Below are 11248 nucleotides of genomic sequence, written 5' to 3' on the forward strand. Positions count from 1 at the left end.
AGACTAGGGGGCTTGGGAGTGGGCTATGCGGGGGGTTTGGGCGTGCTTGTTTTATGCTTATTTTTGGGGCTAAATCCGGGCAAAATCCCTTTTGATGTGATTTTAATCATCATGGCAGTCATTAGCGCTATTAGCGCGATGCAAAAAGCGGGGGGCTTGGATTATTTGGTCAAAATCGCTGAAAAAATTTTAAGAAAACACCCCAAGCAAATCAATTACCTCGCGCCAAGCGTGGCGTATTTTTTAACGATACTAGCCGGCACTGGGCATACGGTTTTTTCTTTAATCCCGGTGATTGTGGAAGTGAGCCAGAGCCAAAACATCAAACCCAAAGCGCCTTTAAGCTTGGCGGTTGTTTCTAGTCAAGTGGGAATTACTGCAAGCCCAGTGAGCGCGGCGGTGGTGTTTATGAGCGGTATTTTAGAGCCTTTGGGGGCAAATTACTTGACCCTTTTAATGGTTTGGATCCCTACAACTTTTTTAGCATGCATGCTCACGGCGTTTATGATGGGTTTTACTGATTTAAAGTTAGACAGCGATCCGCATTATTTAGAGCGCTTGGAAGCATGGAAAATTCCGCCCCCTACAATCCAAGAAGAAAAAGAAACCTCAAAAAGCGCGAAATTATCGCTATGGATTTTTATCGGTGGGGTTGTAGCGATCGTTTTTTATGCGAGCGCGATTTCTAAAAATATCGCTTTGATTAGCCCGGTGGTTTTAGGCAGAGATCAAGCGATCGTGTCTTTCATGCTGAGCGTGGCGACTCTCATTGTGATTTTTTGCAAAATCAACGCCAATGAAATCGCTCATTCAAGCGTGTTTAAATCCGGCATGCAAGCATGCGTGTGCGTGTTGGGCGTGGCATGGCTAGGCGATACTTTTGTGAGCAATCATATAGATGAAATCAAGCGATACGCTTCTTTTTTGATCGCAGATTACCCGTTTTTATTAGCCATAGCGCTTTTTTTGGCTTCCATGCTTTTGTATTCGCAGGCTGCCACCTCTAAAGCGCTCATCCCAAGCGTGATCACCGCCTTAGGCATTAGCGCTAACCATACCGAGCATTTGTATATTATCGTGGCTTCTTTTGCGAGCGTTTCGGCGTTGTTTGTGCTACCCACTTACCCCACTTTACTAGGAGCGATCGCTATGGATAACACCGGCACCACTAAAATGGGCCGTTATGTGTTTGATCATGCGTTTTTGATCCCTGGGGTTTTAGTCGTGTCTTTGAGCGTGGCGTTAGGGTTTGTTGTCGCACCACTAGTTTTGTAGATTTCATCATCAACGATAAAAAGTTTGACGATTTTTCTAAACCCCCCTTAAAAAAGAGGGTTTAAAGCATTCAGTAAGCAAACACATAATTGAGATACACGCTATAGAGTCTTCTGTATTCTATCTTAGTGCCTAGGAAAGAATAGTAATTCGTGTTGATCGTGGGGATCTTAATGCCTAGTTCAATGCCATGTTGCGCGGAATGTTCGCTATCTTCTTTCTTTTTCATAGCGAGATTGGTTCTCAAGCCTAAATTGAACAAGAATTGGAAATTGGAAGCATTGACTTTCGCGCTGTAAGGATTATTGAGTGCGGTTAAATTCACATATTGAGAATTAAGCCATGTAGTCCCTGCTAGTTGGATACCACCAAAGAGACCCACAGAAAGCTTGTTGTTCTTTCTTGTAATGCTATCGTTGATAATATTCACTAACAAATCGCTCCCACCGCCATAAGTCCATACATCAGAAGACGAATTGAAAAAGCTGGATTTGATGTAGCCGTGGTTGTAATCAAAGAAGCCATAATACCTTAACCCCCATCTTTTGCTTTCGCCAAAGAATTGCTTATAGCCCACTTGCACGCCAAGCCCGTTCAAAGCGCCGTTATTGTTTTGAGAGCTGATCATTCCTATCTTTTTAAAGGGGTTATTGCTCATCGCTGCTAAAGCTTGGTTAAGATTGGATGCTGCTCTGGGGTTGATTTGGTAGTTGTATTGGCCCGCTGCTGGGGCGTTTTTATCATAAGGTAGTGTTACAATGTCTTTTGTATTGACTTGATTGTATGGGAGTTGAGAAATCTCTTGGCTCAAATTCTTAGCACCGTTATAAGCGGCTACAATCTCTGTTTGATTGGATTTTAGGTTATAAACATCTTTAGCCACGCTTAAAGCCGCATCCACCCGGTTACCATAATAACTCACATTGTTTTTAATCGTTTGAATTTCTTGGTTTAAACTCACCTCTTGCCTGTAAGGGTTAGTGGGAGTTTGACCCGCATTGGGTACTTTCAAATAAGCTTTCTCTAAATACTTAAACTGATCTGCAGGGATAGTATTAAAGAGGTTGAAAATATCGTTGGCGTAAGAGATGACTTGCTTTTGGTTTTGAGCAAAAGTATAAATGTCTTTAGCGAAATTAGGGTTTGTTTGAGATCCTGTAGCTTGAGCTTGCAAATTAGAAGATAGGGTGTGGTTGCTTTGAGAAAGCGTAACCGCTTGTTGCAAGATAGGTATCATCGCCTTAATGTTGTTAAACACCGCGTATTGCGTTGGGTAGCCAGTGGATTTGATAGCACCGGACGCATTTGAAACACCACTGATGACGATATTTTTCCACATCATGGCAGTCTTAGTGTTTGCGATTAAATCCATAAGCTGTTGCGCCAAGTTAAGAGCGTTGCTTACGGTTGAGTTTGGCGTGTTTGATGAGTTTGATGTTGAGTCTGTTGCAGCACACCCGGATAAAGCACAAAGATTGTTCGCTTTAGTGGTAGAGTTTTGTTGAGCTGCTTGGAGATCTTCAGCAAGTTTTTTCATCTTGTCGTAAGTGGTTTGATCCATAGCGCAGTTTTCAATTCCTGAGCAGTTGTCGATAATTGTTTTAAAAGGAGGGTTACCCTGAACATTAGCGAGTTGTTTAGTATTACCCACAAAAAAAGTGAAGTAGTTCCCCGCATAAAGACTCCAAAAACCCAATACCGAAGTGATAACGGCTTGCACGGCGTTAAAGATGGGCGATTGGGTGGTGCTGTTATAGTTGTTGTTGGTAAAGCTTTTTAAATAGTTTAAAGAGCTATTGACCAGCTCAATGTTGTTGGCGTTTTGAATGCTTTGCTTCAACGAAGCCACTTGATTTAAATACTGGTTTAATTGCTCGTATTTGTCGTTTAAGTTTTTTAATTCACCGGTGTTTTTGACCATTTGCACCGCTTCGCCGATTTGATAGCCCGCGCTCACAAAAAAGCCGCTGTCTTCAGCACAAAGTAATGACGCCGCAAGGGGTAGAGAAAGTAAAAATCGTTTTTTCATAAAAGTGTTCCTTAAAGTAATTTTTTTGTTGCAAAAATATTCTGAAATAGTAATAGATTTACAATGAACTCATTATATTTCAAAAAAAAAAAAAAAAAAAGGATTTTGGAGTATTTTAACTTATTTATCTTTTAAGTGTTGATTTTTGTAACGATAAAATGATTTTTTGAATTTTATCATCGGTATTTAATGGGAACAGAATTTTGATAACGCTTAACAGAACGCATTTATCCCAAACGCTCAAAGCGTTTAGGATTTCTGCTTAAAGGGTTTGAAGCTTTGATAGAAAAAGGGGTGTGGTTTAAGCTTTATTTCTCATTTTCGCCATGATCATCGTGATCGTGATCTTTTTTGCCTTGTTCTTTACCATGCCCTTTTGCTTTATTTTGACCATCGTGTTTGTGGTGTTTGTGGTGTTTGTGCATTTTCCCATGCTTGCATGATCTCAACCCCAAATCATCATCATCCATGTCCTTCATGTTGCTTTTTTTAAGCGCTTCTTTAACGGCTTTTTGGTGCGCTTCAAAATCCGCCACAGTCATGTTGTCTGTGTTTTTAACCGCGTATTCATGCAACTGCTTATGGAACGCTTCTCTTTTGTCTTCAGGCATTTTTTTCATGCGCATTCTCAACTCTTTTTTATAATCCACAATATCCTGCGGAGCGACAATGCCAGCCATTTTAGCCAAATCCTCATCGCTTGTTTTGCTGAAATCTTTGGCGTTCAAAGCCACAAATAGCAACGCACTAACAGAAAGTATTTTTAACGCTTTTTTCATGTTTTATCCTTTTAAATTAAATTTTGTCTCACTTAGGAGAGCAATGTTCGTCTTTTTTCTTAACAGCCCTACACCAAACTTTTCTCGTATCGCCACTGCAAACGCTCACATTAAGTCCTTTTGCCTTAATTTCTTCAGCGCTCAAACCTTTGGTTTTTTCTTCTAATTCTTTACGCACTTCTTCACGCATTTTTTTGAAATCCTCTTCGCTCATTTTGGAAAGATTCTTCCTAGCGATCCGGCTGAAATTCGCGCGGAATTTCTTAGCGTCCTCAGCGTTTAAAGCTTTAAGGCGTTTAGACACCTCCATGCGATAATCAATCGCTTCATTAGAAGGCAGAGTGCCTGCTAATTTTAAAAGTTCTTCGTTTTTGAGTTGCGAAAAATCCCTAGCGCCTAAAACCTGTAATCCAAGCAAAGCTAACAGGCAAAAAGCCAAACTCCTTCTCATTCCCAATTCCTTGTTGTCCAAATTTTTGCCGCATAACGACAGCAAATTTTGGCATTTTACCATGTTATTTTTAATTTATCCTCAAACGCCACTAAGAGCGCTAAAAAATGGGGTTTTTAAATTTCGCGCAAGCCATTGTGTATCATCATTTAATTTTTATTTATAAAGGTCGTTTTAAACCCTAAAATTTTAAAATACTATTTTGAATGATTGGTTTGTATGGTGTTGGTAGTTTTTGGCTTATTTTGAGTGAAAGGATTTAAGCAAGATGTTTGTGGTTTTTATAGAAGGTTTTGGTTTAGCGATTTCTTTGTGCGCGGCTGTGGGGGCGCAATCCTTGTTTATTATAGAGCGAGGCATGGCTAGGAATTATGTGTTTTTGATTTGCGCTCTGTGTTTTATGTGTGATATAGTGTTAATGAGCATGGGCGTGTTTGGCGTGGGGGCTTATTTTGCTAAAAATCTTTATTTGAGCTTGTTTTTGAATTTATTTGGAGCGGTTTTTACCGGGTTTTACGCTTTTTTAGCTTTAAAAACCCTTTTTCAAACCTTTAAAAAGAAGCAAGTCCAAACCCCCAAAAAACTATCCTTAAAAAAGACCTTATTATTCACTTTGGGCGTTACCTTACTCAACCCTCAAGTGTATTTGGAAATGGTGTTTTTGATTGGCGCGAGCGCTTTGTCTTTTAATTTAACTCAAAAATTTGTCTTTTTAGCCGGCACTTTATCAGCCGCCCTTTCTTGGCTTTTATTGTTATGCGCTTTATCGTTGCGTTATGGCTCCAAACTTTTAAACAACCAAAAAATCTTTATGGGGGTGAATCTCTTTGTAACCGCTATCATGGGAACGCTTAGCGTTACTTTATTTAGGGATTTTTTAGCGCTATTGAGTAAAACCTAAAAAGGGGCTAGTTTTAAGTCATTTTGCATTACAATACTCCTAAATGAGTTTTAAGGATTACAATCAGTATGCAAGTTTTAGCGTTAAAATACCGCCCCAAGCATTTTAGCGAGCTAGTCGGTCAAGAGAGCGTGGCTAAAACGCTTTCCTTAGCCCTAGACAACCAGCGTTTGGCTAACGCTTATTTATTCAGCGGGTTAAGAGGTTCAGGCAAAACCAGCTCTTCTAGGATTTTTGCTAGGGCTTTAATGTGTGAAGAGGGGCCAAAAGCCGTGCCTTGCGATACTTGCATCCAATGCCAGAGCGCTTTAAACAACCACCATATAGATATTATAGAAATGGACGGGGCGTCTAATAGGGGGATTGATGATGTCCGTAATCTCATAGAGCAAACGCGCTACAAACCAAGCTTTGGGCGCTATAAGATCTTTATCATTGATGAAGTGCATATGTTCACCACTGAAGCGTTTAACGCACTTTTAAAGACTTTAGAAGAGCCTCCTAGCCATGTGAAATTCCTTTTAGCGACAACGGACGCCTTGAAATTGCCCGCTACCATACTCAGCCGCACCCAGCATTTCAGGTTTAAAAAAATCCCTGAAAATTCCGTTATTTCTCATTTAAAAACCATTTTAGAAAAAGAACAGGTGAGTTATGAAACAAGCGCGTTAGAAAAACTGGCTCACAGCGGGCAAGGGAGCTTGAGGGATACGATCACTCTTTTAGAGCAAGCCATCAATTATTGCGATAACGCTATCACAGAAAGCAAAGTGGCTGAAATGTTAGGAGCGATTGACCGAAGCGTTTTAGAAGATTTTTTTCAAAGCCTAATCAACCAAGATGAAGCGCGATTGCAAGAGCGTTATGCCATTTTAGAAAATTATGAAACCGAGAGCGTTTTAGAAGAAATGATGCTTTTTTTGAAAGCGAAATTATTAAGCCCTGATTCGTATTCCATCCTTTTGATAGAGCGCTTTTTTAAAATCATTATGAGCAGTTTGAGCCTTTTAAAAGAAGGGGCAAATGCCAGTTTTGTGCTGTTGTTATTGAAAATGAAATTCAAAGAAGCTTTGAAACTCAAAGCCCTAGATGATGCGATTTTGGAATTAGAGCAAAATAAAGAAAGCGTTTTAAAACCCTTAAACCAAAACCCTAACGCCCCTAAACAAGAACCTAAAAGCACAGAGAAAGTAGAAAAGCCAGAAAAAAAAGAGAGCGCAGAAGCCCCGCAAACTCCCATGCTTTCAGCTAAAGATCGCATTTTTCACAACCTTTTCAAACAAGTCCAAACATTGGTTTATGAGCGCAACTACGAATTAGGGGCGGTGTTTGAAAAAAATATCCGTTTCATTGATTTTGACAGCCAGACTAAAACCTTGACTTGGGAGTCTTTAGCCACTGATAAGGATAAAGAGCTTTTAAGAGAGCGTTTTAAAATCGTGAAAAGTATCGTTGATGGAGTTTTTGGCAAGGGCGAAAAGATCAAAATCGCTTTAAAAAATCAAAATAAAAGCGCTTTAGAAGTGGTTAAAGAGCTTAAATTCCCCTCTTTAAAGCCCAAACCAACCACCGAAACGACGGCTGAAATGAAAGAAAAAGAAACTAAAGAAGCGGTTAAAAAAGAGATTAAAGAAAAAGAGATTCAAAAAAAAGAAATTAAAGAAAACAACACTAAAGAGATTCAAGAAACCCAACCCAAACAAGCCCCTACAGCCTTGCAAGAATTTATGGCTAATCATTCCAATCTCATTGAAGAGATTAAGAGCGAGTTTGAAATCAAAAGCGTGGAATTGTTATGAGAGTGCATTTAGACGAGTTAGACAAAGTGGCTGCTGCAATTTTAAAAGATGATTTTAAGGGGGTTGTGCTTTTAAAAGGCGTTGTGGGGAGCGGTAAAACGACTTTAGTTCAAGCGTGCTTGAAACGCTTGGGTTTAGACATTCAAGCGACTTCGCCAACCTTTAGCTTGATGCATGCTTATAGCGAGAGCGTGTTCCATTATGATTTTTACATGCGCGATTTAGAGGCTTGCTTGGAGCTTGGCATGTTGGAGTGCTTGTTGGAAAAGGGAATCCATTTTGTGGAATGGGGCGATGAAAAATTAGAAAAAATTTTAAAAAAATACGATTTAGCTATTAAGGTTGTGGAAATTAAAACCGAATTAACCAGCCGTTTTTATACAATAAAGATCGCTTAAAGGGCCGTTTGGATGGATATTTTAAAAGCAGAGCATTTAAACAAACAGATTAAAAAAACCAAAATCGTTTCAGATGTTTCTTTAGAAGTGAAAAGCGGCGAAGTGGTGGGGCTTTTAGGGCCTAATGGGGCGGGTAAAACCACCACCTTTTACATGATATGCGGGCTTTTAGAGCCTAGTGGGGGGAGCGTTTATTTGAATGATGTGAATTTAGCTAAATACCCCTTACACAAGCGCTCTAATTTAGGCATAGGCTACTTGCCCCAAGAATCTAGCATTTTTAAAGAATTGAGCGTGGAAGAGAATCTGGTCCTAGCAGGGGAGAGCACTTTTAAAAACTCTAAAGAGAGCGAAGAAAAAATGGAAAGCTTGTTAGACGCTTTTAATATCCAAGCCATAAGAGAGCGCAAGGGCATGAGCTTGAGTGGGGGAGAAAGAAGGCGCGTAGAAATCGCTAGGGCTTTAATGAAAAACCCTAAATTCGTGCTATTAGACGAGCCTTTTGCGGGCGTGGATCCGATCGCAGTGATTGACATTCAAAAAATCATTGAAAGCTTGATTGAGCTAAATATCGGCGTGTTGATTACTGATCACAATGTGCGAGAGACTTTGAGCGTGTGCCACAGGGCGTATGTGATTAAAAGCGGCACGCTTTTAGCGAGCGGGAATGCTAATGAAATTTATGAAAACGCTTTGGTGCGTAAGTATTATTTAGGGGAAAATTTTAAGGTATAGACATGGCGATCTTACGCACAAACCTTAGCCCTAAAAACAAATTAAACGCTACCTTAAAAGGGTGGCTCCCCATTTTACAAAGCGAGCTTGAAGATTTAGAAGAAGTGTTGAGACAAAACGCCCTAGATAACCCCTTAATCAAAATTGAAAATAAACGCATCAAAAATTTTAGCGATCGTTTTAGTGCTAAAAGTAGCAGCGATCATTTAGAAAATTTCGCAATCGCATCTAAAAGCCTTTTTGAAACTTTAGAGGCTCAAATCATTCCCCCCCTTTTTCCCACTGAAATCTCTCAAAAAATCGCTATGGATATTATCAGCGGGCTGGATAGTGAAGGGTATTTTGAAGAAAACATTGAAGAAAGGGCTAGAATTTTAGGGGTAGAGAGCGAAGTTTATGAAAAAGTGCGTAAGCGTTTTAGTTACCTTAATCCCGCTGGCATTGGCGCTAGAGATGTGAAAGAGAGCTTTTTATTCCAGTTAGAGAGTAGGGAATTAGACGATAGTGAGCTTTATGAAGAAGTGCGAAAAATCATTTTAAATTTAGAAAAACACCATGAATTTTCTAAAGATTTTTATTATGAAAAGGCTTTAAAGATTTTAAAATCCTTTAAAAACCCCCCAGCCATTGAGTTTTTAGAAAAAGAAATAGAAGTCATTCCTGAGCTTTTTATTTTAGAAGTGGATAATGAAATCATCGTGCGTTTGAATGATGAAAGCTACCCGACGATCAGTTTAGAAGAAAATCGCTTTAAGGATAGCGGTTATTTGAAAGAGAAATTAAAAGAGGCTAAAGATTTGATTGACGCGTTAAATTTGAGAAAGGCCACGATTTATAAAATCGGTCTGATGCTTTTGGAGTATCAATACGATTTTTTTAAGGGTAAGGAATTACGCCCTTTAAAGCTATTAGATTTAGCCAATGAGTTTAACCACTCTGTAAGCACGATTTCAAGGGCCATTTCTAATAAATATTTGGCATGCGAAAGGGGGGTTTTCCCCATTAAACATTTCTTTAGCACCGCCTTAGACAATAGCGAGACTTCAAACGCTGTGATCAAAGACTATCTTTTAGAATTGATTAAAAATGAAGACAAAAAAGAGCCTTTGAGCGACGCTAAGATTTTAGAACTCATTGAAGAAAAATTCCATTTGAAAATGGTAAGAAGAACGATCACCAAATACCGCCAACTGCTCAACATCGCTTCTTCAAGCGAGAGGAAAAGACTCTATTTGATGCGCGCTTGAAAATAACCAACCAAATGATTTCGCTCTCATTGGGCGTAAATGATCAAATTAATATACCTTTGAGTATTTTTTAGATTTTATAGCTAATACGCTATTAAATAGATCTATAAATCACTTAAAATCCCTAAACAATTTCCCTAAATCCAAATCAAGTAATTCTGTTTGGGATCGCAATTCTAAAAGGTTTTGAGACCCTTTAATCAAATCGTTACTGGAAATGCCATGAGAAAGAGAGATTTGGGCTTCTAAAAACGCGCTCAAATGATCGCACACCTTCAAAAGCTCCCCACAAACCCCAAGATATTCATCGCTGTTATAAAGTATAAACAATTCTTCAGCGTCTTTAGTGAAAACGATTTTGTGAGACTTGTCTTTATAGCGGTTTTTAAACTCGTTTTCGGTGAAATATTTCAAATCTTCTTGAACGCCCAAAGACACAAAAGAATAGACTTTGTTTTGCATTTCTTTTTTTTCAATTTCTTTAATGCAGTTATCAAGCCCTGCAACGCTTTGTTTGATGGGCGTGATAATGTCTCGGGTTAAAATCTCGGGTAAATCATGGAAAAGCCCGCCCAAAAAATGATTGATCCGCATGCTTTTACAAGCTTTTAAATCAAAGCTCAATAAATACCCCATAAGTGCCACGCATAGGGTATGCCCTAAGACACTGGTTTGCGGCACTCTTGGGGTCTGGCTCCAGCGCTTTTGGAAACGCAACTGCCCAAACATGCTCACCAATTTTTTCAGATCTTCTTTTTCCCCAAAAAGCCCTTCAAACAAATGCTCGTTATTGTGGAGTTGCTTGTCAATTTTATCTTTAATTTCTTTCACGCCATACATGTTGGGGTTAAAATGATAAATAATATCAAACTCCCACTTAGACGCATAAAAATGCGCGCTCTCTAAAATTTGAGTTTCTAAAATTTGGGGTCTGTGGCTTAAATACTCTTTGAGTTCCTCTAAAGAAAAATACGCGCTGATTTCATCTTGCAAACTTTGCGCGACATAGGAGGCTAATTCTTGGCTGTGCGTTTGTTGGAGAGCGTAAAAAATAGGGGGTTTAATATCGGTTAAAACCAAGCGCTCCAAAAACTCAAAGCAAAAGAACTTAATTAAAAGATCTAAATCTAAATCTTTACCCCTGTCTTTTGAATCTTTAGCGAGCAAATACGCAATCATCGCTTTATGGGCTTGCTTGTCTAATTCCACAAATTCCAAAGGGCATGCTTGGTCATTCCAGCGCCTAATAGACGCACCCACAAACACACGCCTCAAAAATTGAGTTTTGAGTTTAGGGGCTTTTAGAGATTTAATAGGATGAGCCGCATACATGACTTTCCTTTTTATACTATTTTGAATATTAAAGCTATGATCTTATTAAAAAATATTGATTCGATCATGCAAGATTGAAAAATCTTAACGCACCACTATCAATACTAACTTAAATCTTATTATACGAAAAAAAGACAAAAATAAGACTTTTATTTAAAAAAATATTATTTCTGTCAATGGATTTCGTGCTTAATGGATTTCACACTCAAAACACCCACCCGTAATTGAAAAACACCTTAAAATGGCTAGCCCCTTCATTGAAAACAAAAGAGTTCGTGTAATCGCTACCACTAGAAACGACG

10 protein-coding genes are annotated in these 11248 nt (G+C 39.0%); 6 read left to right on the forward strand and 4 right to left on the reverse strand.

What is annotated here, in order from left to right:
- The coding region (locus FIM44_RS08205; protein WP_140579714.1) for an anaerobic C4-dicarboxylate transporter at positions 1-1275 on the forward strand (1275 nt) is incomplete at its 5' end.
- Between the two features lie 70 nt (positions 1276-1345).
- Here FIM44_RS08205 and sabA read toward each other — a convergent pair.
- From sabA to FIM44_RS08220, 3 genes are all read right to left on the reverse strand, one after another.
- Entirely contained in the window at positions 1346-3304 is a 1959-nt protein-coding gene (gene sabA, locus FIM44_RS08210; protein ID WP_202978773.1) for a Hop family adhesin SabA/HopD, read from the reverse strand.
- 308 nt (positions 3305-3612) lie between these two features.
- Positions 3613-4083, reverse strand: a complete 471-nt coding sequence (locus FIM44_RS08215) for a sialic acid-binding protein (RefSeq protein WP_140579716.1) — start codon at positions 4081-4083, stop codon at positions 3613-3615.
- Between the two features lie 28 nt (positions 4084-4111).
- Positions 4112-4534 carry a DUF1104 domain-containing protein gene (locus FIM44_RS08220; protein WP_001254635.1) on the reverse strand — a complete coding sequence of 141 codons (423 nt, stop codon included), beginning with the start codon at positions 4532-4534 and terminating at the stop codon, positions 4112-4114.
- A 268-nt stretch (positions 4535-4802) separates the two neighbouring features.
- On the opposite strand from FIM44_RS08220, the gene FIM44_RS08225 reads away from it, so the two are divergent.
- From FIM44_RS08225 to FIM44_RS08245, 5 genes are all read left to right on the forward strand, one after another.
- Positions 4803-5435 carry a LysE family transporter gene (locus FIM44_RS08225; RefSeq protein ID WP_024113319.1) on the forward strand — a complete coding sequence of 211 codons (633 nt, stop codon included), beginning with the start codon at positions 4803-4805 and terminating at the stop codon, positions 5433-5435.
- Between the two features lie 68 nt (positions 5436-5503).
- Positions 5504-7234 (forward strand): DNA polymerase III subunit gamma/tau, encoded by a 1731-nt coding sequence (locus FIM44_RS08230; RefSeq protein WP_140579718.1) that lies wholly within the window; start codon positions 5504-5506, stop codon positions 7232-7234.
- The gene (gene tsaE, locus FIM44_RS08235) at positions 7231-7632 is read left to right on the forward strand and encodes a tRNA (adenosine(37)-N6)-threonylcarbamoyltransferase complex ATPase subunit type 1 TsaE (protein ID WP_100969148.1); all 402 of its coding nucleotides are present in this window, start codon (positions 7231-7233) and stop codon (positions 7630-7632) included. Before FIM44_RS08230 ends, tsaE begins: the two co-directional genes overlap by 4 nt.
- A gap of 12 nt (positions 7633-7644) precedes the next feature.
- Positions 7645-8367, forward strand: coding sequence for an LPS export ABC transporter ATP-binding protein (gene lptB, locus FIM44_RS08240; RefSeq protein WP_140579720.1), 723 nt, complete (start codon positions 7645-7647; stop codon positions 8365-8367).
- 2 nt (positions 8368-8369) lie between these two features.
- Entirely contained in the window at positions 8370-9614 is a 1245-nt protein-coding gene (locus tag FIM44_RS08245; protein WP_140579722.1) for an RNA polymerase factor sigma-54, read from the forward strand.
- A 111-nt stretch (positions 9615-9725) separates the two neighbouring features.
- Here FIM44_RS08245 and FIM44_RS08250 read toward each other — a convergent pair whose 3' ends face one another.
- A complete protein-coding gene (locus tag FIM44_RS08250) occupies positions 9726-10946 on the reverse strand; it encodes an HD domain-containing protein (protein ID WP_140579724.1) in 1221 nt (406 codons plus the stop codon).
- Between the last annotated feature and the right edge of the window lie 302 nt (positions 10947-11248).

The sequence above is a fragment of the Helicobacter pylori genome, assembly GCF_006440215.1.
Taxonomy (GTDB): domain Bacteria; phylum Campylobacterota; class Campylobacteria; order Campylobacterales; family Helicobacteraceae; genus Helicobacter; species Helicobacter pylori_CS.

Bases quoted from the DNA above. Each gene is read 5' to 3' on its own strand.
- tsaE (WP_100969148.1), top strand. From the start codon at position 7,231: ATGAGAGTGCATTTAGACGAGTTAGACAAAGTGGCTGCTGCAATTTTA.
- FIM44_RS08225 (WP_024113319.1), top strand. From the start codon at position 4,803: ATGTTTGTGGTTTTTATAGAAGGTTTTGGTTTAGCGATTTCTTTGTGC.
- FIM44_RS08220 (WP_001254635.1), bottom strand. From the start codon at position 4,534: ATGAGAAGGAGTTTGGCTTTTTGCCTGTTAGCTTTGCTTGGATTACAG.
- sabA (WP_202978773.1), bottom strand. From the start codon at position 3,304: ATGAAAAAACGATTTTTACTTTCTCTACCCCTTGCGGCGTCATTACTT.
- FIM44_RS08215 (WP_140579716.1), bottom strand. From the start codon at position 4,083: ATGAAAAAAGCGTTAAAAATACTTTCTGTTAGTGCGTTGCTATTTGTG.
- FIM44_RS08230 (WP_140579718.1), top strand. From the start codon at position 5,504: ATGCAAGTTTTAGCGTTAAAATACCGCCCCAAGCATTTTAGCGAGCTA.
- lptB (WP_140579720.1), top strand. From the start codon at position 7,645: ATGGATATTTTAAAAGCAGAGCATTTAAACAAACAGATTAAAAAAACC.
- FIM44_RS08245 (WP_140579722.1), top strand. From the start codon at position 8,370: ATGGCGATCTTACGCACAAACCTTAGCCCTAAAAACAAATTAAACGCT.
- FIM44_RS08250 (WP_140579724.1), bottom strand. From the start codon at position 10,946: ATGTATGCGGCTCATCCTATTAAATCTCTAAAAGCCCCTAAACTCAAA.